Raw genomic sequence first — 25,696 nt, forward strand, 5'->3', positions numbered from 1 at the left:
GATAAAAATGGCCGCCCATCTGGGAAGCAGTTGGGCGGTACGTTTCTCATTTTCTATCTGTTCATTATGTTTTCACATTTTTGATTTGCAACTCCGCAAGACGTCTTGCAAGCTGATTGGCAAGATGTTTGACATGCACCACAACCACCATGTTTTACTGTATCTGTCAGTTTACGAGTACTTAGTGTTACGATTCTTTTCATGACGTATAACTCCTTTTAAAAATATTTTTAAGAAACAACCTCAACATTTGTGAATGTTTTCACATTTAAAACTACAATTTGTGAAATATTTCACATTAATTCCAGTAACAATTTTAACAACACCTTTGGTTTACGTCAATCATTCTTGATGTTTTCATATTAGTTTGGGAATCAACTGTCCGTAAAAGCCAATTCGCTCAACTAATAATTAGTGGGAGATGAAGAACCCCCCCACTGATGTGAAAGGCCTTAATGGTTTGAAACTTGCTCATATAATATAGAGGCCCCCTTAACAGGCAGCCTCTTCTTCTTATTTCACTGCAGCAATCAGTTCACAAATTTCCTCTTCTTTTTCTTTTTCTAACAACTCAATTACCTTACTTCCCACAACCACTCCATCACATACAGTAATCATCTCTTCTATTTGATTAGTTGTTGATATTCCAAATCCAGCAACTACTGGAAGATGTACATGTGCTTTTACTTTTTCTAAGTAACTATGAATTTCTTGCTTAAAGTTACGTCTAACCCCAGTGACCCCCGCTACCGTTACCGCATAGACAAACCCTTGCGATTCACTCGTAATTTTTTCAATCCGTTCAACCGGACTCGTTACGGTAACAAGTGGAATAAGAGCAATATTTGCATCCCGAAGGAGGGGTGCAATAATATTCTGTTCTTCATACGGCAAGTCCGGAACGATAATGCCATCAACACCAGCTTCCAGACAACTTTGAGTAAACCGTTCTTTGCCAAATGCTAAAATTGGATTTAAGTAGGTCATAAGTACAAATGGAATGGTTACTTCTTGTCTTACTTCCGCTAATGCTTGAAAGATTCCTCCGAGCGTTGTTCCACTATCTAATGCTCGTTTTCCTGCCCTTTGAATTGTTGGTCCATCTGCAACTGGATCAGAAAAAGGGATACCAATTTCAACAATACTCGCTCCTGCTTCATCTAGAAAACGAATTTGCTCTTTTAACTTTTGTAAGCCGCCATCTCCCGCCATTATATAAGGGATAAATGCTTTTTTTCCATTTTGAAATGCCACTGTAATTCTTTCTACTCCCATCGTTTACACCTCTTCCATATAACGTTTTATACTTTCCACATCTTTATCACCACGACCTGATAAACAAATAACAAGCCCTTCATCTTGCTTCATTGTAGGTGCGAGTTTTAATGCATACGCCACTGCATGGGAACTTTCTAATGCTGGAATAATTCCTTCTTTTTTCGTTAGTAACTGAAATGCAGCCAGCGCTTCGTCATCTGTAATTGAGTGGTAGGAAACACGGCCAATATCTTTTAGCAAGCTATGTTCTGGTCCAACTCCAGGATAATCGAGCCCTGCTGAAATGGAGTGTGCCTCTTGAATTTGCCCTTCTTCATTTTGGAGGAGATACATCATAGAACCATGTAAGACGCCAACGCTTCCTTTCGTTAATGTTGCTGCGTGCTTCTCTGTATGAACCCCTTTACCTGCTGCTTCTACGCCGTAAAGAGAAACTTCTTCATCGTGTACAAACGGATAAAACATGCCCATCGCATTGCTACCACCGCCGATGCAAGCAACAACCGCTTCTGGTAATTTCCCTTCTAACGCTTCATATTGCTTCTTCGTTTCTTTCCCGATTACACTTTGGAAATCACGTACAATTTGCGGGAATGGATGCGGTCCAAGGACAGATCCCATCACATAGTGCGTATCGTGCACATGTGCAACCCAGTAGCGAAGCGCTTCGTTTACTGCATCTTTTAACGTTCCACTACCTGCTGCAACGCTTTCCACTTTCGCTCCTAATAGTTCCATTCTGAAGACGTTTAACTTTTGACGTTTTACATCTTCTTCTCCCATAAAAATGACGCACTCTAAACCGAGTAAGGCACATACCGTCGCCGTTGCAACCCCGTGCTGTCCAGCTCCTGTTTCAGCTACAACCTTTTTCTTTCCCATTCGTACTGCAAGAAGCGCTTGCCCAATTGTATTATTAATTTTATGGGCTCCTGTATGGTTTAAATCTTCACGCTTTAAATAAATTTTTGCTCCTTTGCAATACTTTGTGAGATTTCCAGCAAAATAAAGCGGTGTCTCCCTTCCAACATACGTTTGTAAATAATGCTCTAATTCTTGTTGAAATGCTTCATCTTGCATCGCTTCTTTATATGCTTCCTCTAATTCTAAAACGGACTGCATAAGTGTTTCTGGAACGTAACGTCCTCCGTATATACCGTAGTGACCTTTTTCATCTGGATATGCATATTGCATATTTAACACTCCTTCGCTTTTATAATAAATTGTTTTATTTTTTCGCTATCTTTCTTTCCATCCGTTTCCACTCCACTGCTGACATCCACCATATATGGCTTAACAGTTTCAATTGCTTCTGTAATATTTCCAAGATGTAATCCACCAGCTAATATGCACTTTTTACGAACTGTATTTGGCATACGCTCTAGTAACTGCCATGAAAATGTTTTTCCGTTTCCACCATGAAATTTGTCTTTCGGACTATCAAATAAGATAAAATCAGCTTCATAATTTGTTGCTTGTTTTATATCTTCGCTCGAATGTACACCAATCGCTTTTATAGACGGAATATTCAATCTTCTAATATGATGATTTCCTTCATCCCCATGCAGTTGTACATGTGTTAAACCACAATCATTTACGATTTTCTGAATGACCTCTACCGATTCATTTACAAAAACACCAACTTTCATTACATTAGCTGGAAGCTCACCAATAATCTGTCTTGCCTTTTCAGGCGCAATTTCCCTTTTGCTTTTCGTAAACACAAATCCAATCGCATCTGCGCCATATTCACACGCTTTCTTTGCTGTTTCTACATCGGTAATGCCGCAAATCTTCACTTTCATGTTATCACCTTCAGCGATTGGAAGAAGTCTCTAACAGAAGGTGCAGTCATCAGCACTTCCCCAACAAGAATTCCTTTTGCACCAGCCTGCTTCACACGTACGATATCTTCTTCCGTATGAATACCACTCTCACTAATCCAAAGCATATTTTCTTCATTCAATCGTTTCCCTAGATTTTCTGTCGTACTCAAATCCACTTCAAAAGTTTTCAAATTACGATTGTTGATTCCTATCACATGAGGGTTTAGTGCTAACGCTACCTCTAATTCTCCCTCATTGTGGACTTCTACAATTGCCTCTAATCCTACTTTTTGCACGTATGCATATAACTCTTGTAACTTTTGCTCTGGTAGTGCAGCAACGATAAGTAAAATGAGATCCGCTCCCGCTTCGTACGCCCGGTCAATTTGAATCGTATCGATAATAAAATCTTTACATAGAAGTGGAATATTACTATTTGCTCGTGCTGTTTCTAAATCTTGAAAAGATCCTTTAAAAAACTGTTCATCCGTTAAAACAGAAACTGCTCCGGCACCACACTCTTCATACATTTTCACTTGTTTCGGTACGTCTACATGTAAATGAATATCTCCTTTAGATGGAGAAGCTCGCTTCACTTCAGCAATGACAGTGAAGTTTTGCAGTGCCTCTACAAGAGAGTGTGACTTCCGTTGTTTCTTCACCGGCGTATATGTTTCGTGCAGCGCTTCTACCTCTTTTTTCTTCTGCTCAACAATCTTGTCTAAAATGGTTTCCATTTAGTTCACCTTCTCCAATCTTTTATTACTTGCACTAATTAATAGATTCAATTTCGATAACGCTTTTCCAGAATCTATGCTTTGAGCCGCAATATGAATTCCTTCTTGCATTGTCCCTGCTTTTCCACTTGCAAAAAGTGCAAGACCTGCATTGAGTAGAACCGTATCACGGTATACACTCTTTTTCCCCTCTAGTACTTGCAGTGTAATATTCGCATTTTCTTTTGCATTCCCGCCTCGTATTTCTTCATTGCTCACACGAGAAAATCCATATTCTTCGGGAATAATACTCTCTTCTATAATTTTGTTATCTTTTAAAATCACTACATGATTTTCCCCTTGCAGAGATGCTTCATCTAAAAATCCACTTCCATTTACAACGAGCGCTTGTTTTCTACCAAGCTTTCGCAATACCTCTGCTACTGGCAACAACATATCTCGTTTGTATATACCAACAAACTGCGTTTCTAAATCAATCGGATTTGTAAGAGGGCCAATTAGATTAAAAATGGTCGGTACATTTAGCTCTTTTCTTATTTTCATAATGCGTTTAAGTGCTGGATGCATAGCTGGTGCAAATAGAAAAGCAATGCCGACTTTTTCTAATAAATAATCAATTTCTTTTGGTGTACATGCAATATTGACACCAAGCTCTTCTAATAAATCCGCACTCCCTGTTTTACTAGAAACCGCGCGATTCCCATGTTTCGCCACCTTTACGCCAGCCCCGGCAAGTACGAAAGCAGATGTTGTACTAATGTTGAATGTTTGTGCACCGTCTCCGCCGGTTCCACAATTGTCCATTGCTCCTTTTATATGACTTGCAAATGGTAATGCCTTTTCCCGAAGAGCACGAACGAGACCATATATTTCATCCGAAGTTTCGCCCTTTGCCTTTAACAATGCTAAAAAAGCTGCAATTTCACTTTCTAATATATCTTCACTTAAGAGTGCAAGGCCTGCTTCATACATTTCCTGTTCCGTTAAATCTTGTCCTTCAACTAATTTCCGAAGATAACTATTCATACTCGCTCCTCCTCTTTCACACTGGATAAAAATGCACGGATTAATTTCCCGCCCTCTTCCGTCGCAATTGACTCTGGATGAAACTGCAATCCGAAGAGTGGATAATAGTTATGGCGAACCGCCATGATTTCCCCATCATCCATCGCTGTTGCTAATACATCAAAACATTTTGGAATCGTATGCTTCGCCGCTACGAGTGAATGATAGCGCATCGCAGTGAACGGCTGTGTAACATATGAAAATATTGACGTACCATTATGTTTTACACGTGATGTTTTTCCGTGTTTAATGTGCTTCGCCCCCACAATTTCCCCGCCAAATGCTGAAACAATCGCTTGGTGTCCGAGGCAAATGCCAAGAATCGGAATTTGTTTATAAAAATGTTGAATTACCTGGATGCAAATCCCTGCATCCTCTGGTTTTCCAGGTCCTGGAGAAAGAATAATTGCTTTTGGTTTCATTTCTTCGAGTTCTTGAATCGTCACTTTATCATTTCGCAGGACAACAATCTCTTCCTCATATGCCCCTAACAATTGATACAAGTTATAAGTGAATGAGTCATAGTTATCGATGAGTACAATCATTTCATTACCTCCAAAAGCGCCTTCGCTTTATTTAACGTCTCCTCATATTCAGCAATTGGATCTGAATCATAGACAATGCCAGCTCCCGCCTGCACATATGCTTTCTGGTCTTTGACAACCATTGTGCGAATCGCAAGCGCCATATCAAGGTTTCCAGAAAAAGCTATATATCCTACCGCACCGGCGTACACATTTCTTTTTTCAGTTTCTAATCCATTTATAATTTCCATCGCCCTAATTTTCGGTGCTCCAGATACAGTACCAGCCGGCAAACAATACGCTAATGCGTCAAAACAATCCATTCGTTTTCGCAATGTTCCGTAAACTTCAGATACAATATGCATCACATGTGAGTACTTCTCTACTTGCATATACTTATCTAGCCCCACAGAGCCGACTTCGCTCACCCGCCCGATATCATTTCGCCCTAAATCTACAAGCATCATATGTTCTGCACGCTCTTTTTCATTTGCTAAGAGTTCTTTCGCTATCTCTTCATCCTCTCCTTTTGTTTTTCCACGTGGTCTTGTTCCTGCGATTGGATTTGTCATCACTTTTTCATCTCGTACAGAAAGTAAACTTTCCGGTGAGGAACCAAGTACAACATAATCTCGGAAATCAATATAAAACATATACGGTGATGGATTTGCAATCCGAAGTTTGCGATATAGTTCAAATAAATCGCCTATAAATTCACTTTGCAGACGCTGAGATAACACAACTTGAAAAATATCACCAGCTCGAATGTATTCTTTTGCCTTCTCCACCATGTCGCAAAACTTTTCTTCTGTTATAGAAGAAGTAAAGGATAAGGAAGGCTGCATTTCTGTCACTTGTTCTTCTTTTCCATGTAAGACGTCTTGTTTATATGCCTGTAATCTCTCATACACTTCTTCAAAAGAGTCTGTATCATCTTCTCTGTATACATATACAAACGATAATTTTTGACGTAAATGATCGTATACAATAAACGCGCGGTACAGTAATACATGAACTTCTGGAATATTTATCGGGTCGAACAGTTCTTCTCCAATATCTTCATATTGCCGAATCACATCATAACCAATATATCCAACTGCTCCTCCGCAAAATGGAAATGGACTTTCCACCCCCGATGGCGCAAGGGTCTTTTTCAATACTTGTAATACATTTTCTTCTATCTTTTCAGTCCTACCATTTATCGTAATCTCTACCGCCGCGCCTACACTTTTGATTTCTCCGTATGGATCACATCCTAAATAAGAATAACGTCCCTTATCTTGATGAAGCTGCGAGCTTTCGAGTAAAAATTTTTTCTCACCTTTCATCTGGCGATATAAAGCAATTGGCGTTACACTATCTCCTTCTTCTTCATCAATTACCAAAAAGGATTTTCCTTGTCTCTTTTGCATATTAAATTGTTCTTTCGTTATCATGTCTGTCACCTCACTATTGGAAATAAAAAAAGTCCTCTACATATCGAAATATGTAGAGGACGATAAATTCACCGTGGTACCACCTCTTATTGGATGCAGAAGCATCCCGCTTTATTCAGGTACAAATATATACCTTATCCTTGTAACGGCGGAACCCGGGTTGCCTACTTCTTTCGGTTCAGCATACCTCTCGTAAGCCCATTCCGCATATGGCACCGCACCGGGCTCCCACCTATCCCCGGCTCTCTGGAACGTCTCCAATATACGTACTCTTCTTACTTAAACGATTTAGTTTATTCAGCTCATTTATTTTTATACACAAAAAGGGAGTACTCATCCTATAGAAAGGACGGGTACTCCCGTGGTGCCACCTTAATTCGTTACAAATGTAACGCACTTTAACGTATCAAAATATAATACGTGTCTCTTGTATCGATGAGATCATGTCGCCAAAGCCTACTTCTTTCGGTTCGGTTTGGAAGCTCCGAAGGCCATTCCATATTAATTCCATACTGATTCGCACCAACCATCAGCTCTCTGACATGTTCATAATACGTACTCTTCTTCATCAACGCTTGCATTTTTTAAGTTGAAATCATTATATTCCTTTCCTTTTTCATAAGTCAATACTTTTTAAAAAATTTTATTTATCTCTCCATTCAATATTATATTGACAAAACAACCTGTTTCTATGTAAATATAATAAATACTCTATTAAAATTAAGGTTTTTTGTCAGAAAATTATATATTCTAAAAATAAAACATTGTCAAAAAACGCTTACATTTCAGAAAATTCGTATTTGTATATGGATTTTCTGAAATAATCATGATAGATTATAATTATGCAAAGTTCATCAAAAGACATTACAAAAGGAAGGGGAACTACATGAATTCGCAGATATTAGTTTTAATTTCTATCTCTATTTACATGCTCGGGATGTTAGTCATCGGCTATTTTGCTTATAAACGAACATCCAACTTAACAGATTATATGCTTGGCGGGCGTACACTAGGCCCCGCAGTAACAGCATTAAGTGCTGGAGCATCTGATATGAGCGGTTGGCTCTTAATGGGCTTACCAGGTGCGATGTTTAGCGTTGGATTAAGTAGTAGCTGGATTGCGATTGGCCTAACACTCGGCGCCTACGCAAACTGGGTCTATGTCGCTCCTCGCTTACGTACCTACTCTGAGATTGCAAACAACTCTATTACGATTCCAGAATTTTTAGAGCATCGTTTCCATGATGCATCTCATATGCTACGTCTTGTTTCTGGACTTGTTATTATGATCTTTTTCACATTTTATGTAGCTTCAGGATTAGTTTCAGGCGCTGTATTATTCCAAAATTCATTTGGCATGAATTATCATGTTGGATTATTCATTGTCGCAGCAGTTGTTGTAGCCTATACATTATTTGGTGGCTTCTTAGCTGTGAGCTGGACAGACTTCGTTCAAGGAATCATTATGGTAGTTGCTCTTATTCTTGTTCCAGTCGTAACAATTATGAATGTAAATGGTCTTGGACCAGCATTTGATACGATCAAATCAATTGATCCAACATTTTTAAATATTTTTAAGGGGACCTCTGTATTAGGTATTATCTCATTATTCGCTTGGGGCCTTGGTTATGTTGGACAACCTCATATTATCGTTCGCTTTATGGCCATCTCTTCTGTCAAAGAAATCAAAAGCGCACGCCGAATTGGTATGAGCTGGATGATTTTCTCTGTGGTAGGAGCTATGTTTACTGGTCTTATCGGTATTGCTTACTATTCAAAAGAAGGATTAAAGCTATCGAATCCAGAAACAATCTTCCTAGAACTAGGGAAAATTTTATTCCACCCACTCATTACTGGATTTTTATTAGCAGCTATTTTAGCAGCGATTATGAGTACAATTTCATCTCAGCTTCTTGTTACATCAAGTGCGGTAACAGAAGACTTATATCGAACATTCTTTAAACGTTCTGCATCTGATCGCGAGCTTGTATTTGTCGGTCGTATGGCTGTTCTTGGCATTGCACTTATTGGATGTGCATTAGCATTTAAACAAAACGACACAATCCTAGCGCTTGTTGGCTATGCTTGGGCTGGATTTGGTTCTTCATTTGGTCCTGTCGTTTTACTAAGCTTATACTGGAAACGTATGACAAAATGGGGCGCGCTAGCTGGTATGCTTGCTGGTGCTGCAACTGTTATCACGTGGACACAATTTAAGTTTTTAAAAGATTTCCTATATGAAATGATTCCAGGTTTCACAGCAAGTTTACTAGCAATTGTTATTGTTAGTTTACTAACAAAACCTTCAAAAGAAGTTGAAAAGCAGTTCGAGGAATTTGAGAAAATTGCATAATATTTTTAGACTAGGGAACCTCCGCTTTCATCATAACAGCGGAGGTTCCTTTCTTTTACTCACCTTTCGACAATTTCCTCTTTGAATTTAACAATTTCTTTATATTTCGTTAAATTTATCATAACACTACTTCGTTATAGTATGAGTATCGACACTCATACAGAAAGGGGAATAACGATTGATGGCATCACTAAGACACCAAAATACAAAAAACTTTTCACCTATCACAAATACTTCTTGTCCAAACATACAATCAAATTCACCTCAAATCTCACTTGCTCCTTCTGTTGTATCTGTAATTGGTGTGCATATACAAAAAAACAAACTAAAAATAAAAGTAGGACAAAACGCTGAATTATCTGTCTTTGTACTCCCAATTCAAGCAACAAACCAAGAGCTTATATGGAAAAATATGAATCATGACGTCATAGCAGTTTATGCAGATGATAACAAAGCAATCATAACTGGAATGAATCCTGGGCGAGCTGTCGTAATCGTAACAACTGCCGAAGGAAAATTTCGTGATTTATGTATCGTTCATGTTTATCCTTTTATAACAAATCCAAAATAAAATCCCTTGCTAACACGTTTATCAAGACCTAATTTTATAAAATGTTTTAATATAAATCTCTTCAACATATTATATATGTCTAATATGTTGGGGGATTTTATTATTTACATTCGTTCTTCGTTATATGGGGTCCCACCACATTGCTATCAAGCTAAGGTTGCGCCAGGGAAACTTCAGAAGAAAAGCTCACTCCTTATATAAAAATAGATAAGGAGTGAGCTTTTTTTTGGCTATCGATAATGATAGGTTAATTTTACATGTATACGAGATTTATCATTATTCATCATGAATTTTTATTGATGGTATTTTTATATATATTTACTCATAAGAATGGAACTAGCTTAGTATTTACTGGGGGGATTAAGAATGAATAGGGATGAAACCTCATTACATCCTGATACGGGTGTTACGTCTGTAATGTTTGTTGAACGATCATTAAATGAAATTCGTTTTTGGTCTAGAATTATGAAGGAGCATTCTTTTTTTCTCCGATTGGGGTTTAGATGTGAGGATACTCAATTAATCCAAGAGGCTAATCAATTTTATCGATTGTTTGAACATATCGAACAAATAGCGTATTCCTATACAAATCAAACAGATCCTGAGCAAATAAAAAGATTTAATTCAGAAGTACAACAAGCTGCAACTAATATTTTTGGATTTAAACGAAAAATTCTAGGATTAATTCTCACATGTAAATTGCCAGGACAAAATAATTTCCCACTGTTAGTTGACCATACAAGTAGGGAAGCTAATTATTTTAGAAAACGTTTAATTGAATTAAATGAAGGTAAATTAGATGCCCTTCCTGATGCTATTATTAAAGAAAATGTGTTCTTTTTAAGGATTATGGCAGACCATGCTAAATTTATTGGTCATCTTCTTGATCCATCGGAAAGAAAGCTTGTAGATACAGCCCGGAATTTTAGCAATGATTTTGATGAATTGATGTATCAAGCAATTGACTTAGAATCTATGAAACCACAATCCCAAACAGTTCCTCTTTTAGATCAATTTTTAGATCAAAATCGTGTGTCAGTTACATCTCTTCGGGATTTTAAGAAAACGGCACGTGATTTAATTGAGCAATGTAAAATAAAGAGTATCATTCATCCATTATTAGCAGATCATGTTTTCCGTGAAGCTGATAGATTTCTTGAAATAATTGATATGTTTGATGCTCATCTTACAAATATTAAATCACAATCTAGATAGTAGAAGATAAGGAAAGATACTATTTTTCCTTAAGCTGAGAAGTTAACAATTTATTGTTAGCTTCTTTTCCTTGTGATAGATTCATACATTATTTTATTAAATATTCCCAAAGGGATTTTTAACCCCTTTGTTTATAGTCTTTTGAATGTATAATTTCTTTTTATAAATTGAGGATATTAGGAGAATTGACGGGAAGGCAATGGTTTCGGGAATTTGAAAGTAAACTAATATTCAAAAGTTTACATTCGTATTTATAATAAATAAAAAGCACTTTTTAAYGTTTTAAAAGTGCTTTTAACTTGATGTTGATGTGAGGAAACTTCAAGTATGTAGAAATTAAAAAAAGTCCCTTCATAATGCTAAAGGGACTTTGCTCACACAAATGATCTGCAAATCAATTCATCTTTGATATACAGATCATTTGTATGATAATTTTTATAAATAATTGCGGGATAATGAACTTACATTACTGCTTTTAAAAGCTCTCCTACTAATGGGATGATTCCACCTAAGAATGATAAAACTGCCATTGCGATTGCCATATTATTTCCTCCTCTTATTTCGTATTAAGATATGATAATTTTTATAAATAATTGCTAAATAATGTACTTACATAAATGCTTTTAAAAGTTCTTGAACGAATGGAAGYRCWCCACCTACAAATTTTAAAACTGYCATTGCRATTGTCATATTATTTCCTCCTCTGTTGTTGATGCTAAGATGTGATTTATCTTTATGCTTTTATTATAGTAAGCGCTTACATTTATATCAATATATTTTTATATGTAATATTGCATATGAGGGTAAGGTCACGAAATATCATATTTTCGCATTAGGAGTAGGACACACATTTTAACGTTTTTATACGCTAAGGGATTCTCAAAACTCCATAACACGAGTTGAATTGAGAATTTGATTTAAAGATGAGTTTTGAGACACTATTTAAGCTCTTTTCAGCACCTTTTACATTGAAGTGCATTTGTCTCAAATACCTACTGGTGATATCGCTTAGAGTAGTAAAATCAACGTTTTCTCATGTCGAATTTTGCTTAGCGTATATTTTCGTTAAAATGTTGGCGGTACGCCATTAAGACATGTATTGGAAATTAATTGTTTCCTTGGGTCCTACCACATCGCTATCAAGCTAAAGTTTTGAAGTATCCCCAAAACGAAAATTTTGTGGCTTTTATAACAAAAAAATTTATTTATATCGTTTTTGGGAAGGTTATTCTGATTAGGTTGGTGGGCATAGGGTACTATTCCTAAAAGACTGCAAAACTTGATAATCTGTTTGCATAAAAGCTCCTTTTTTTATGAAATATACAATATACCATCAATCTGTGATTTTAAAAACACAAATAAATTTAAAATATTTTTTATTTTATTTAATTATATATTGAATAATTTTTAGGTTGAGTTTAATATTATTAAAGCAAGGGGGTGTTTTTTTATGGAAAGAGAAGAAATCCCTTCATGGGTTCTCTCGTTAGATAAAGAGTCTTTAGAATTTATTAGAAAGTTTATATTGAATTCTGGCTCTTTAAAAAATATGTCTAACTTGTATGATGTTTCTTATCCAACAGTACGTGCCAAATTAGATAGGTTAATCAAAAAGATTGAAGTACATAGTAAAGAAGATGATGTAGAGTTTGTAAATATGATTAAGGGATTTGTTATTGATGAACGAATTAGTCTAGACATCGCTAAAATCATCATAGAAAAATATAAAAAAGAAAGGGATGTTTAATTATGAGTCCTGTAGTTGGAATACTAGTTATTATTGTTATTATAGTTACTCAAATCTTTTTATCATCTCGAAAAAACCCTTATTTAGGTGGAATTCTTCCTGTAGCATACATAGGTTTTATTAGCTTCTTTTTTAATAAACTACTAATAGCTAAAGGTGATTATTTTTCTACATGGATAATGATAATAGCTGGTTTATGCGGATTTTTAAGTATATGGGCTTCAGGAAGAAAACGTTTTAAAAAAAAGAGACAAAAAGAATTAGATCTAATTGAGTTACAGAATCTCTAATTTTAAGAGATCTTTTTGTTAAGGTCTCTTTTTCGTTTTATAAAGCAACATGAGATATTATCACATTATCAGAAAACCTAATGTAAATTAGTATCCATACAACAAAAAAAACGCCATCCTTTCTGTATATTTCTACAAAAAGAATAGCGTTTTTGAGGTCAAATTAATATGAATTTATATTGGTTTAATAATATTTTTTAAATAAATCTTCTTGTAAAGTTTAATTTTTGAGAAAGGCATTATAATTTATAAGGGTTATTTTTTGTTAAACTTTCCAATTCATTTTTGAGGGAAAGCTTAAGACTTTTCTTTTTCTTTTCAATGGATGTAATCTTATGAAAAGTCAAGAAAGATAACATAGAGAATAACTTATAATATATTTCTGTAGATCCGTTCTTATTATTTGAAATAATTTGCTCCATAGTATAGAATCTCCTTTTTTAATACAGTCCTGTTTCTAATTTCAATACTTGGTTATTATTTTACCGATTTTATTTGAAAGCTTCTACATTACTAATTATTAATTCTTGATAATTTGCACTCTAATTCTATATTTACCTTTGACAGTACAATTTTTTTCGTTTGGGGGATACTTCAAAATGTTAAGTTGATGGGCATGGGGCGGGCCCCCGTTAAGACTTAAAAAACTAACTTCCTGTAAGTGTTTTAAAAGGTAAAAAACAGCTATTTTCAGCACAAAAATAGTGCTATTTCCAAGAGGGATTTTTTACTTCTCTTTAGGATAGCACTACACTACATTAAATAACTTTATTGTCATTTTATACGTCTTTCGTTTTTCTTTTAGAACAATGCTTTAATAAAAATGTTTTATAAATTTACGCATATTTAGGGGTTAGCCCCTTGCTTCGCTCCCCCAATCTTTGCCTCACACCCAAAAATAAGGGAGCAGATCCTACTTTCGTCGATTCATGGTAACCCAAGTGGCTGTAAACAATATCATTAATAGTATTACAATGATATACAATCCGGTTTGAGGTATCATGATACCAATCATTACGCCCATTAATCCTCCCATTGCTCCTGCTACAATCCCGTTTAATATGAGGATCATATCTTGAAATGGAAAACTGATAATACCACTAACAAAAACACCAATCAGGAGTCCTAAAACATAGGCCGTACTTAGATGGTGACTCATAATGGCTCCAATAACTACACAAACTGTCATTGTAGAAACCATTCCTAAGGACATCGGAAGTGAATGGACGATTATATTAGATTGTTCATTGAATTTGTATAAACGATTTCGTTGCTTCCAGAGTGTAAAAATAATATGACAAATGAGCAGTGCACAAATAAATAAGATAACAACGGCAAAGAGCCACGATATACCCACAGTATTCATATGGTTCATTTCATGTCCCAATTATATTTCCCTCCCACTTGGTATTTCAGGCAATATTCGGGTTTTTTTGAGGTCCTTTCTGCCCTATTAAATATATATGTAAAACATTTTCGGGAACTGCTTTACAATTGCAATCGTTATTGTGTCCGCCATTTGTAAGGCTTCTGCTTCAATTTTGTCAAATACAGTAATACTGGATTTAAAATCACCTTGGAGCATAAGTACTGCCTCCGTTTTAGTAAGTGTCAGATGCTCGAAAAACATTTTTTGGAATCCCTCTCTTGAAATAAAAGGATTTATTCTATTTAGAAATTGGGAAATTTCAGCTCCATTTACGTACCACTTTCTCTCGGCAGCCGTTGCAGTCTCTTGATTGCCGGCTTTTGCAGCTTTGACAAGTTCCGCAGCAATTACCAGGTGTTCCCTTATTAAGTTGTTGTACATTGTTGCTATTTCATTTCCATAATAAGGTTTTAGCAAATCCCCCATATCTACAGCATTGCGAAGTAGACGAGCGGTAACAACGTCTATATCTGGTAAACCAAAAGCTATGCTAATGATTGTCATCCTAGTCCAATATACATGTTGTTCCCAAACTGAACGCATAGAATTACTTAAATTAACTTTCTGTTGCGTATAAACAAGGTTGCCTCCCCCATGACATTGATGGTTATGGTCACACCTACAATTTTCTCCACACTGACAATAGGGATTCAAACAAGCTGAATTGGAACAATTACGTTGATAATAAGGATAACCACCGGAATATCCTTGTTCATTTTGCCACATCTTTATCCCCCCGAAAAACTTTAATTTCCATAAAAATATAGGTATTTATAGTCATCATCAAATGTAATTTTTAGCTGATTTAGAATTGCAAGAAGAAGATAAAACGGTGTTGAAAGAAATCAGGGGAATGTAGATTTAGGATGTTCAGATATTGGTATGAGTCTTAGGAGACATTATATTGATATCTTAAAGTCCATGCAAGAGTAGATAAAATTCAGAGAAAATATAGCTTATCCAGACCTAAATTGAAAAAAGATAGATAAAAGACATAACATATTGGTCGTATAAAATATGTTATGTCCTTTCTTTTTCAGCTTATCCCCCTGTTAACTTAATAAAAAAACATTAAATCTTTTCTAAAATTGATTTAACGAAAGCAGTTTTCTCTTCTACGTATTTATTTTTATTTAACTTTGCTAAATTAAGTTTGAGCTGTTCATAATCAATTCTTGCTTCATCGTCAGGGTTACTAGTTTCAGAGATAATGAATTTATGATTCGCGACAGCGTGAGAAATCCTCGGCGTTTCAAGAATACCAGTTAAATAATAATGAATGTTTAAAATAATTTTGGATCTCGCTATAAGTTCATTTCTGAGAATTCCCCATACATTGCTTTTAAAAATAATATTTAAATCTGGTGCAAGCTTTTTTAACTGATCAAAAACTGCTTTACGGCGCTCATTCATAGCACCGATAAATAATACATCAACGTCTTCAGAGATAGGCTTTATAAAAGTATCTGTTTTAAGTTTGCACCACCGATAAAGTTGGCTTCAATTTTTTGTCCCAATGGAAAGATTGTGAGACACCGCTCTGGTATCCACTGGAGCGGTGCTACTAATTAAATCTGTACGTATTCAGAAATTAAAATACTTCGATATACCCTTCTGTTCCATGCACGCGAATTCGTTGCCCATCTTTTATCAGTTTGGTAGCATTTTCCACTCCGACAACTGCTGGTAAGCCATATTCACGTGCGATAACTGCTCCATGGGTCATCAGTCCACCAACTTCGGTGACTAGGCCTTTTATGGATACAAACAATGGTGTCCAGCTAGGGTCAGTAAAGGAGGTGACTAATATATCTCCATCTTCTAGAACAGCATCTTCCATGTTTAAGATGACACGTGCTCGTCCCTCTATAACTCCGGAAGAAACAGGTAGACCTACAATCGCTTCGGCTGGGAGATTTTCTCGTTTGTACTCACCTACAATGATTTCACCATCAGACGTGATAACACGTGGTGGAGTTAGTTTTTCATATAATTTGTACTCGTCTTTTCGTTTGCTGATGATCTGGTAATCTAGTTTATTTGTGCGTACGACTTCGTGAAGTTCTTCAAAAGTGAGATAGTATATATCTTCTTTTTCATGAATAACGTTGGCTTGTACGAGTTGTTCGGCTTCTTTCAGTAAAGCCTGCTTATAAACGAAGTAGCGATTAACCATGCCGTATTTTGGATATTCCCGATAACCGATAAAATTCCGGATTAGGTCGATCATTCGTTTTGTTTCTTTGGCTTTTTGTTCACCATCCGGTAATTGCTTCAATCGATCTAATAACTCTTGTTCTTTTTTCAAAGCTTTCTGTCGCCCTTGCTCAAATTTCCGATTGCTAGCATTCGGCTCAAAGTTTTTGATATTACCAAGAATCATGGGGACAAGTGTAGTTGGTTTTTCGCTCCAACGAGTTTTAGTAATATCGATTTCTCCGGTACATCGCATTCCGTATTTGCTGAGATAATCATAGATAGCGTCTTGGGTTTCCTGTCCACCATCAAACTTAACCAGTTCATCCAAAAAGTCATCATCTTTTACTTGTTGTAAATAATCAATTACTTCTAGATAAGGACGAATCACATCTGCGACATCCAATAGCGCCAGACCCATTTCCGAAGTAATATTGTTTGGTACAGATTGAGAAAGCGTATCTGCTACGTTTTTTTCACCTAACCACTTGTTCATTTTTTCATTGATCCATGTTGAAGCATCCATAGCAGCCATAATCACACCCAAACTTTGTGGGTCAAATAAAATCTTCTTTAATTGCTGGATATCTTCTAGAATAAAATCAAATAAATCTGATCCTGATTTCGTTTGGATGTTTTGTTTTAACTCTTCTATCGATGTTTGACTACTCTTAATCAAATTAGAAACGATTGTCGGATCGTTTTCGATTTGTGCTTGAAAACCCGAAGATGATATACCTTTATTGCTTTTACTGGGACTCGGTACTTTTTTACCATCTGGTGACGATTTTATAAAATCTTCTCGCTCTATTATAGTCATGAGTGCGTCTTTTATGAGCGGATCGGATTGTCCCAATGTATCTATTATCGTTTTTCTGCTGACAGGTGAAGCCAGATTATGCGTGATATCAACAAATAACCTTCCACCAGCTTTAAACCTGGGTCCAAAAGATGTTAACTGGAATAAAGACATTCCCAATGGTTTCAAGGGGTCGGTCATCATTTGTTGATGACCAACAGATACATAGACGTGATTTTCTTGATCATTCACTTCAGGGATGGGGTATAAAGTAGTGATTGGACGACTCTGGACAATATAAAATGTATCATCAACCAAACACCATTCGATATCTTGTGGGCAACCAAAATAAGCTTCGATCTGTCTTCCTATGCGTGCTAGTTGTAATATCTGTTGTTCAGTAAGTGTTTGAGTCTTTTGCTGATCAGGATCAATTTGCCGCGCTTCTGTTCCGCCTTCTTTTCGTGCATAGATAGCCAATTTTTTGGTTGCTATCATCTTATCGACGATTTTATCTTCCTGTACTTTATAACAATCGGCAGATACCAAGCCAGAGACCAGTGCTTCTYCAAGTCCAAAACTGGCATCGATTGATAGCAGCTTTCGGTTAGAAGTAATCGGATCAGCGGTAAATAAAATCCCTGAAGCCTGTGGGAAAACCATCCTTTGGACGATAACGGATAAATAAACTTGACTGTGGTCAAATCTGTTTTGCATTCGGTATATTACCGCTCGATCCGTAAATAGGGAAGCCCAACATTTGCTGATATGCTGCAAGATTGCTTCTTTTCCGATGATATTTAAATAAGTGTCTTGTTGACCAGCAAAAGAGGCATGTGGCAAATCTTCAGCGGTCGCACTAGAACGCACTGCATAAGCATGTTCATCGCCAAACTGGGAGAGATAGTCAGCAACTGCTTTCACAACATCGGAAGGAATTTCTACTTCCATAATAATTTGTCGAATCTTCCTACTGATTTCACTAATTTGATTACGATCCTCTACTTTTAGCATTGTTATTTGATCCAACAATGCTTGAAACGTTTCGTTTTGTTCGATGGCTTTTTGATATCCTACTGTTGTAATACAAAATCCTTCTGGTACTTGTATTCCTTGAATTTTTGATAATTCCCCTAAATTTAACCCTTTTCCGCCAACGAGCAAAAGCTGTGTTTCTTCTATCTCCTGAAAACCGAGAACCAAAGGACTCATTCTACATCTCTCCTAACCATTAATGTTCTATTGATTTTAGCAGTAGTAAATGAGAATAAAAAGTCTATATTAACCATTTTTTAAATGCTATAATTAAATTAGGAAGAGTTCAAAAAACAGCTAAACCTTACCATACAGTGGTAAACTGATGCCTCGGTTCATCCAATCGAAAGTAGCTCATATGCCTTTTAGCCCACAATGGATATGGTTAAAATCAACTTTTTTCAATTTAATCTGTTTATTTTCCCTAAAATATCTTATATTAATATGAGATATCACGTTCTTAATAAACTAACCTGCCCGCTGGCATAAGTACAGTTCTTCACAATCTCCATTTTCCTTATAAAGAGTTATTCAACAATCTGGCCCTTTTACGCAAAAGAGCACTACCCTTTTTCAAGGATAGCGCCCGATAGTTGAAGAATGAAATTAAAACTTTTCCCTAGGTGATCCGTTCTCAAATTCAAATTTAGCTATCTGTGCAAAATTTAAACCCTTAGCGAACCACGAAAACCCCTGGCGGCATAATAGGATTCTGCTCCATTGTGATACACAAAGACGTGCCCGAAGCGACAATCGCAAAAAAGGGCACCGCCGAGTTCTCTAATATCAGAGGGTGTTTGCACCCAACTCGACGTTTTCATATCGAAATTTTCAAGTTTTTGCAACGCCCGATATTGTTCTTCCGTTAATAGTTCAACGCCCATGGCAGTTGCCATATCAATAGCGTTATTTTCTGGTTTATGTTTTTTTCTTGACTCTAGCCCTTCACGATCATAACAAACACTTCTGCGACCTTTAGGACTTTCCGCTGAACAATCATAAAAAATGTATTCGCCCTTCTCTTTATCATGACCAACAACATCCGGTTCACCGCCAGTTCTTTCCATTTCATTGAGCGACCACAGTTTTTCAGTATTAGCATCCAGCTTTGCTTGGACTTTAGCCCATTCAAGACCTTTATGGCGGTTCATGTTTTTCTCAAAACGGGCTTTCAATGCTCTGAGTAATTCTTCACGTTGTTCTAGTAACAACTCCTTTTCATTGTTGATTTTACTTCTCTTCGTCATGTTAGTTCCCCCCTTATTGTTTTTACTCATAATGGTTTAAGTATATATAAATATTTGTTTTATAATAAATCGTTTAAATAATTGTGTGGATTCAGTTTACAATAAATTATATGATTTAGTAAATCCATTTCTCCACAATCTGGCCCTTTAATGGCATAACATGACTGACGTCTTTAAACATCTTTATTGTAAATGTAACGATTTTATTTGTAAGTAAACAATTTTATTGTTACTCAACAAAAAGGAGATCTTCACTCGTTTTCTCTCTTTGATTCCACTTGGCATGAGGCTAAAAAAAGAACTGACCGCTTCTATACAAGGCCGGATCCTCTCTTCCACCCAAAAAGAAAGGTTTTTATATCATTTTTTCAATTTATGTAGAAAAAAGCTGCTAGGATTGCCCCTAACAGCCTACTAATTATCTATAAACACACTACAGCTCTTGCGTAAATGCTGCACTTTGTACTGGTTCCTTCTGCACACGTTTTTGCTGTTGCAACAAGAAAATAAACACACCACATAATACGAGAACGCTACCAATAACTTGCATACTATTCAGCTTCTCACCTAGTAAGAAGAATGCTAGAATTGATGCCCCAACAGGTTCTCCTAAAATACTCATTGAAATTGTTGTCGCATTCACATAATTTAATAACCAGTTATTAATCATATGTGAAGCAGTTGGTACAATCGCAAGCAAAATGAAAATCCACCAGTCCCATGTAGAATATCCTGTAAAAGGCACATTCATTACTACGTTATAAATAGCGATGAATATCCCGGCAAATGCAAACACGGTAAAACTATAAATCCAGTGCGAAACTTTTTTTACTGTTGTTTGCCCAATAAATAAATAACCAACAACTGCAATTACACTTAAAAAGGATAAAATATCCCCGAATATCGCTTCTCTGCTTAACCCTAAATCGCCCCATCCAATGCACATTACACCAAGGATAGCAATCCCCATTGTAGCAATCGCTGAATAAGTCGTTCTTTCTTTAAACAGAAAAAAACCTCCAACTAGCGATACGATTGGCTGGAGCGCTAAAATAATGGTTGAGCTGGCAACAGTTGTAAATTTTARAGATGCAAACCATAAAAGAAAATGCAGTGCTAAAAAGAAGCCTGATCCTATTAAGAAATACCAGTCTCGCTTTTGAATTCCGCGAAATTCTTCACGCTTTTTCCAAACAATCGGAAGCATAAAGATTACAATAATCCATAACCGATACATGCTTAAAATTGAAAATGGTGCTGAGGACATCTTAACGAAAACAGCTGCAAATGAAATAGCTATAATGGAAACTGCTAACGGTAGTGCAATTGATTTTTCTTGTTTCAAAGTTATTTTACCCCTCTCTCTGTAAAAATCCCCACTTCATTATATATAAACCCAATTTAATCTTTCAACATATAAATCATTGCTACGAAAAACAGAAGGTGACCCGCACTCACTTCCTCTCTTTATTTTCACTTCGCATGGGGCAGGAAAAGGATTTGACCGCTTCTATCCATGGCGGATTCTCTCTTCCACCTAAAGATTAGATTTTATATCGATTTTTCTTTTATCATATAAATACTAATTTTTTAGATTCTTCTTACCATTATGGTAAAATAGAAAATGAGAAGCACAGTAGTAGATGCATCCTTACATCTTCACTACCTGCGCTATCCTCACAGGGCAACTACAGCATATTTTTTATTTAGGGGGATCATACATGACTCAAGCAATCGGGAGAATAGAAGAACTTTCATTTTACAGTACATCACTTCAAGAAGACATTACGCTTCTTGTCTATTTACCAGTTAATTATACGCCGCTGCACAAGCACACCGTTGTCATTGCACAAGATGGCAGAGATTATTTTCAGCTTGGTAAAGCGCACCGCGTAATTGAACGCCTTCGTGAAAATGAAGAAATTGACCGAACAATTATTGTCGGTATTCCATATAAAAATGTACACGATCGTAAAGAAAAATACTTTCCAAACGATATAAAGAATGCAGCATATATTCGCTTTCTTGCTCACGAACTCGTTCCATATATTGATGAAAATTATCCAACCTATCAAATGGGAAAAGGTCGTGTATTAATCGGTGATTCCCTTGGCGGTACAGTGTCCTTTATGACAGCACTTATGTATCCGCATACATTCGGTAAAGTCGTTATGCAGTCCCCGTTTGTCGATGAAACAGTACTTAACCTTGCAAAAGATTTTACAGATCCACAAGCGTTAGAAATTTATCATGTAATTGGTACAGAAGAAACAAATGTGAAGCGCACTGATGGACAAACTTCTGATTTCGTAGGTCCAAATCGTGAATTACATGCATTGCTTACAGAAAAAAACTTCACAACACATTACGAAGAATTTGAAGGAAATCATACATGGAAATATTGGCAAACAGACTTACCAAAGGCATTTTCTTATATTCTATCAATGAAATAATAGGAAGCAGTATTCAGAATTATTTGATATAATAGAAAAAGAGATTTGTTTTTCTCAAAATCTAACTAGACTTACAAAGGGAGGAATTGAAAGATGAAACTAGGCATTGTAATTTTTCCATCAAAAATGATTCAAGATAAAGCAAACGGATTGCGTAAGCGTTACGATCCGCATTATGCATTGGTTCCACCACATATCACATTAAAAGCACCCTTTGAGGCACCAGATGAACAATTAGAAGCGATTGTCGAGGAGCTACATACAATTGCAAACAAAACAAATCCGTTTACCCTTCATGTTGGAAAGGTAAGCTCATTTGCACCTGTTAATAATGTTATTTATTTTAAAGTAGAAAAAACACCTGAACTCACATTCTTAAACGAAGAAATGCATAAAGGATTCTTCACGCAAGAACGCGAGTACGCTTTTATACCACACTTAACAATTGGACAAAATTTATCAGATGCAGAGCATGCTGATGTACTAGGTCGCTTACGTATGAAAGACTTTTATTACGAGCAACCAATCGACCGTTTCCACCTTCTATATCAATTAGAAAATGAAACATGGACAGTATATGAAACATTCCATATTGGAAAGGGGAACAACTAATTTGCAAGCACAAATCGTGCAAACAGATGAACAGCTAAGAGACGCATTCTCTGTACGTAAACAAGTCTTTGTTGAAGAACAACATGTGTCTGCTGAAGAAGAATACGATGAATTTGAAGAAACTTCTAAACACATCGTTATATATGATAAGGATATTCCAGTCGGAGCAGGTCGCTTTCGCATTGTGGATGACATCGGGAAAATGGAACGGATATGCGTTCTCGCTTCCCATCGCAAAAAGGGAGTCGGAAAAATCATTATGGACTCACTCGAGGCGTATGCCAAAGAGGAGTCGCTACCAAAATTGAAACTCCATGCTCAAACGCAGGCGGAATCCTTTTATAAGAAACTCGGATATGAAACTGTTTCTGATGTATTTATAGAGGCTGATATACCACATGTTGTGATGATAAAAGAATTATGATTTTCTAAACAGGAGGTACCCCCTCCTGTTTTTTACATTGCTATTTTCTTTTTCTTCCGCTAAAGTTAAAAGTTGATGCTATAGTTTTGAAGGTGAATGTATGACTCAAGAAAAATTTTCGCAAAAAACATTAACGCACGCTAGCGCTCCACAGGCCACGTATCATATTCCAAAAACTTCTGTCAATTTAATTGTAGAGAAGGATAACGATGCGGCTTATTTCCGCGCCCTAGAGCAGCAAGGTGTGTATTTAAATGAAAAACAATTAGAAGCTGTGCGAACGACAGAAGGTCCTGTTCTTACACTAGCCGGAGCTGGAAGCGGGAAAACATCTGTTTTAACAACGCGCGTTGGCTATTTAATCAATGTAAAAAATGTCCACCCACGCAACATTTTACTGCTTACGTTTACACAAAAAGCTGCTGAAGAAATACGAAGCCGCGTGGCAAACTTACCTGGTATGAATCATGCTGCAAGCCGCTATGTTGTCGCAGGCACATTCCATTCCGTCTTTTTAAAATTACTTCGTAGCCAAGGATACAACCAGCAGATTTTAGCAAATGAAAAACATAAACAAATTATGATAAAGAAAATTTTGAAAGAATTGCGCTTAAAAGATGATTATGACGCTGAAACGATGCTCGCAATGATTTCACTCGAAAAAAACAAATTAAATCGTCCCAAAGATGTACAAGCAAAAACACCCGTTGAACAGGAATTCCGTGAAGTATATGAACGCTATGAAGATGTAAAACAAAGATACGGATATATAGACTTTGATGATATCTTACTAGAAACATTCTATATGCTTGAAAATAACGCACCTTTATTAACACAATTACAAAATAGATTCCATTACATTGAAGTCGATGAATTTCAAGATACATCGTATGCGCAATATGAGATTGTAAAACTGTTAGCTTCGCCGCGAAATAATTTATTTATCGCGGGAGATGACGATCAAGCGATATATGGCTGGCGCGGTGCAAGTCATCAAATTATTTTATCCTTTCCAAAAGAATTTGATGATACAACCATTATTGCGCTAAATACAAATTATCGTTCTAATCCATTTATCGTTGGACTTGGAAACGAAGTCATTAAACTGAATCAAGAACGCTTTAAAAAAGAATTATATTCCGTTCACGAAGAAGGTATACAGCCATTTTATGCACGCCCTGCAACTACTCTTGATGAGGCAAATCAAATTCTGCAACTCATTCAAGATAAAGTAGCGAGCGGCGAACGAGAATACAAAGACTTTTGCTTATTGTATCGTACACATTCTGTCAGTCGTTCTTTACTCGATCAACTGACGATTCATAAAGTCCCGTTTATCAAACACGGTGCAAGCCAATCGTTCTATGAGCATTCTTTAATTAAGCCAGTACTCGATCATCTACGTCTCGCATATGAACCGTTTCGAATCGAATCGCTCTCAAGTATATTACCAACGATGTATATCGGCCGTGATGAATGCATCTCATTTATTGAACGTGAACAATGGAAATACGGTGAAGGAAGATTCCCTTCCCTTCTTCATTTTCTATTGCTAAACCCGAGTTTAAAACCATTTCAAGTCAAAAAAATAAATGACCGGATTGACTTCATTAAATTCATAAAAGAATTAGAACCAAAGAAGGCACTAAAAGAAATTATTAAAGGTAAAGGCAAATACTTAGAGTACTTACAAAGCAATGACCGTTCTTCCTTTACGATGCATAAAGACATACAAGAAGAAATGCTCGAAGAATTAATGGAATCGGCTACTCGATTTACCGATATCCCTTCCTATTTAGAATTTGTAAGCACGGCGATTCAAAGCCAAAAAGAAATGGAAGCATTAAAAACAATGCAACAAAAAGATGCTGTGTCCCTTATGTCTATTCACAATGCAAAAGGACTGGAATTTCCATGTGTCTTTTTACTTGGAGCAAGCGACGGCATACTGCCTCATTCGTCTTCTTTAAAAGATGCGAATGACCGCGTAACTGATACTTCTGAGGCGTTAGAAGAAGAAAGAAGGCTCATGTATGTCGCCATCACGCGCGCAAAAGAAGAACTATACATTTCCTCTCCGCAATTTTTTAGAGGGAAAAAATTAGATGTATCGAGATTTTTATATATTGCACAAAAAGATGTACCGAAAAAATCAGCGCCTTAACATTGTGCTGATTTTTTTCATATCTTCCTCAAATAATATCCCGCTGAAATCCTTATCGCTTTAAATATACAACTCTATTTTAATTTTTCAACATATAATCCCCTGCTATGAAGAACAAAAGGTTACCTGCACTCTCTTTCCCTCTCTCTTTGTTTTAACTTGGCATGAGGCAGGAAAAGGATCTGACTACATGGCTAGATGCTCTCTCCCACCTAAAAAGAATAGTTTTATGTCGGTTTTTCAATTTATATTTATATAGAAATCAGCTTTGTCTCCCGTAATATCGACTCTGCTC

The 25,696-nt window shown here is 36.4% G+C and carries 23 protein-coding genes, 1 pseudogene and 2 other annotated features; of the genes and pseudogenes, 9 read left to right on the top strand and 15 right to left on the bottom strand.

Annotated elements, in window-relative coordinates:
• Window positions 1-53 precede the first annotated feature (53 nt).
• From scfA to trpE, 8 genes are all read right to left on the bottom strand, one after another.
• Window positions 54-203 (bottom strand): six-cysteine ranthipeptide SCIFF, encoded by a 150-nt coding sequence (scfA, locus tag AC1DIT_RS03900; protein WP_016113838.1) that lies wholly within the window; start codon window positions 201-203, stop codon window positions 54-56.
• Window positions 204-513: 310 nt separating this feature from the next.
• Complete coding sequence (gene trpA, locus AC1DIT_RS03905) at window positions 514-1,275, bottom strand: tryptophan synthase subunit alpha (protein WP_016132600.1); 762 nt, start codon at window positions 1,273-1,275, stop codon at window positions 514-516.
• A gap of 3 nt (window positions 1,276-1,278) precedes the next feature.
• On the bottom strand, window positions 1,279-2,472 hold the full coding sequence (gene trpB, locus AC1DIT_RS03910; RefSeq protein WP_016113836.1) for a tryptophan synthase subunit beta: 1,194 nt from the start codon (window positions 2,470-2,472) through the stop codon (window positions 1,279-1,281).
• 2 nt (window positions 2,473-2,474) lie between these two features.
• Entirely contained in the window at window positions 2,475-3,083 is a 609-nt protein-coding gene (locus AC1DIT_RS03915; RefSeq protein WP_016113835.1) for a phosphoribosylanthranilate isomerase, read from the bottom strand.
• Entirely contained in the window at window positions 3,080-3,841 is a 762-nt protein-coding gene (trpC, locus tag AC1DIT_RS03920) for an indole-3-glycerol phosphate synthase TrpC (protein WP_016132599.1), read from the bottom strand. Before trpC ends, AC1DIT_RS03915 begins: the two co-directional genes overlap by 4 nt.
• The gene (trpD, locus tag AC1DIT_RS03925) at window positions 3,842-4,867 is read right to left on the bottom strand and encodes an anthranilate phosphoribosyltransferase (protein ID WP_016113833.1); all 1,026 of its coding nucleotides are present in this window, start codon (window positions 4,865-4,867) and stop codon (window positions 3,842-3,844) included.
• Window positions 4,864-5,451, bottom strand: a complete 588-nt coding sequence (locus AC1DIT_RS03930; RefSeq protein WP_016113832.1) for an aminodeoxychorismate/anthranilate synthase component II — start codon at window positions 5,449-5,451, stop codon at window positions 4,864-4,866. Before AC1DIT_RS03930 ends, trpD begins: the two co-directional genes overlap by 4 nt.
• The gene (trpE, locus tag AC1DIT_RS03935) at window positions 5,448-6,866 is read right to left on the bottom strand and encodes an anthranilate synthase component I (RefSeq protein WP_016113831.1); all 1,419 of its coding nucleotides are present in this window, start codon (window positions 6,864-6,866) and stop codon (window positions 5,448-5,450) included. The genes AC1DIT_RS03930 and trpE overlap by 4 nt, the downstream gene beginning before the upstream one ends.
• Window positions 6,867-6,918: 52 nt before the next feature.
• Window positions 6,919-7,159, bottom strand: a binding site (T-box leader).
• Between the two features lie 49 nt (window positions 7,160-7,208).
• Window positions 7,209-7,447 (bottom strand) — a binding site (T-box leader).
• A gap of 305 nt (window positions 7,448-7,752) precedes the next feature.
• On the opposite strand from trpE, the gene putP reads away from it, so the two are divergent.
• The 5 genes from putP to AC1DIT_RS03960 all read left to right on the top strand — a co-directional run bounded on the left by putP (window position 7,753) and on the right by AC1DIT_RS03960 (window position 13,042).
• The gene (putP, locus tag AC1DIT_RS03940; protein ID WP_016113830.1) at window positions 7,753-9,219 is read left to right on the top strand and encodes a sodium/proline symporter PutP; all 1,467 of its coding nucleotides are present in this window, start codon (window positions 7,753-7,755) and stop codon (window positions 9,217-9,219) included.
• Window positions 9,220-9,400: 181 nt separating this feature from the next.
• A complete protein-coding gene (locus AC1DIT_RS03945) occupies window positions 9,401-9,790 on the top strand; it encodes an Ig-like domain-containing protein (RefSeq protein ID WP_016113829.1) in 390 nt (129 codons plus the stop codon).
• A 366-nt stretch (window positions 9,791-10,156) separates the two neighbouring features.
• Window positions 10,157-11,005: a DUF2935 domain-containing protein gene (locus AC1DIT_RS03950; protein WP_016113828.1), complete on the top strand. Its 849-nt coding sequence runs from the start codon at window positions 10,157-10,159 to the stop codon at window positions 11,003-11,005.
• Window positions 11,006-12,455: 1,450 nt separating this feature from the next.
• Window positions 12,456-12,752 carry a DUF2089 family protein gene (locus tag AC1DIT_RS03955; protein WP_016113827.1) on the top strand — a complete coding sequence of 99 codons (297 nt, stop codon included), beginning with the start codon at window positions 12,456-12,458 and terminating at the stop codon, window positions 12,750-12,752.
• A gap of 2 nt (window positions 12,753-12,754) precedes the next feature.
• Window positions 12,755-13,042 (top strand): hypothetical protein, encoded by a 288-nt coding sequence (locus tag AC1DIT_RS03960; protein ID WP_016113826.1) that lies wholly within the window; start codon window positions 12,755-12,757, stop codon window positions 13,040-13,042.
• A gap of 239 nt (window positions 13,043-13,281) precedes the next feature.
• Here the strand turns inward: AC1DIT_RS03960 and AC1DIT_RS03965 are convergent, their stop codons facing one another.
• The 7 genes and pseudogenes from AC1DIT_RS03965 to AC1DIT_RS03995 all read right to left on the bottom strand — a co-directional run bounded on the left by AC1DIT_RS03965 (window position 13,282) and on the right by AC1DIT_RS03995 (window position 21,093).
• Window positions 13,282-13,464: a hypothetical protein gene (locus tag AC1DIT_RS03965; RefSeq protein ID WP_016113825.1), complete on the bottom strand. Its 183-nt coding sequence runs from the start codon at window positions 13,462-13,464 to the stop codon at window positions 13,282-13,284.
• 491 nt (window positions 13,465-13,955) lie between these two features.
• Complete coding sequence (locus tag AC1DIT_RS03970; RefSeq protein WP_016113824.1) at window positions 13,956-14,429, bottom strand: hypothetical protein; 474 nt, start codon at window positions 14,427-14,429, stop codon at window positions 13,956-13,958.
• 66 nt (window positions 14,430-14,495) lie between these two features.
• The gene (locus AC1DIT_RS03975; protein WP_016113823.1) at window positions 14,496-15,197 is read right to left on the bottom strand and encodes a TCR domain-containing protein; all 702 of its coding nucleotides are present in this window, start codon (window positions 15,195-15,197) and stop codon (window positions 14,496-14,498) included.
• A 345-nt stretch (window positions 15,198-15,542) separates the two neighbouring features.
• Window positions 15,543-15,950, bottom strand: a pseudogene (locus AC1DIT_RS03980) (CgeB family protein); the annotation flags it as partial.
• A gap of 112 nt (window positions 15,951-16,062) precedes the next feature.
• Complete coding sequence (gene ppsA, locus AC1DIT_RS03985; protein ID WP_476998070.1) at window positions 16,063-18,678, bottom strand: phosphoenolpyruvate synthase; 2,616 nt, start codon at window positions 18,676-18,678, stop codon at window positions 16,063-16,065.
• 488 nt (window positions 18,679-19,166) lie between these two features.
• A complete protein-coding gene (locus AC1DIT_RS03990) occupies window positions 19,167-19,748 on the bottom strand; it encodes a DUF4256 domain-containing protein (RefSeq protein ID WP_016113820.1) in 582 nt (193 codons plus the stop codon).
• 433 nt (window positions 19,749-20,181) lie between these two features.
• A complete protein-coding gene (locus AC1DIT_RS03995; protein ID WP_016113819.1) occupies window positions 20,182-21,093 on the bottom strand; it encodes a DMT family transporter in 912 nt (303 codons plus the stop codon).
• 376 nt (window positions 21,094-21,469) lie between these two features.
• Here AC1DIT_RS03995 and AC1DIT_RS04000 point away from each other — a divergent pair, with 376 nt between their 5' ends.
• From AC1DIT_RS04000 to AC1DIT_RS04015, 4 genes are all read left to right on the top strand, one after another.
• On the top strand, window positions 21,470-22,201 hold the full coding sequence (locus tag AC1DIT_RS04000) for an alpha/beta hydrolase (RefSeq protein ID WP_016113818.1): 732 nt from the start codon (window positions 21,470-21,472) through the stop codon (window positions 22,199-22,201).
• Window positions 22,202-22,294: 93 nt separating this feature from the next.
• Window positions 22,295-22,813 (top strand): YjcG family protein, encoded by a 519-nt coding sequence (locus AC1DIT_RS04005; protein WP_016113817.1) that lies wholly within the window; start codon window positions 22,295-22,297, stop codon window positions 22,811-22,813.
• 1 nt (window position 22,814) lies between these two features.
• Complete coding sequence (locus AC1DIT_RS04010) at window positions 22,815-23,237, top strand: GNAT family N-acetyltransferase (protein WP_033671025.1); 423 nt, start codon at window positions 22,815-22,817, stop codon at window positions 23,235-23,237.
• Between the two features lie 100 nt (window positions 23,238-23,337).
• A complete protein-coding gene (locus AC1DIT_RS04015) occupies window positions 23,338-25,401 on the top strand; it encodes an ATP-dependent helicase (protein WP_016113815.1) in 2,064 nt (687 codons plus the stop codon).
• Window positions 25,402-25,696: the final 295 nt, after the last annotated feature.

It is taken from the genome of Bacillus sp. 05T22 (assembly GCF_056396765.1).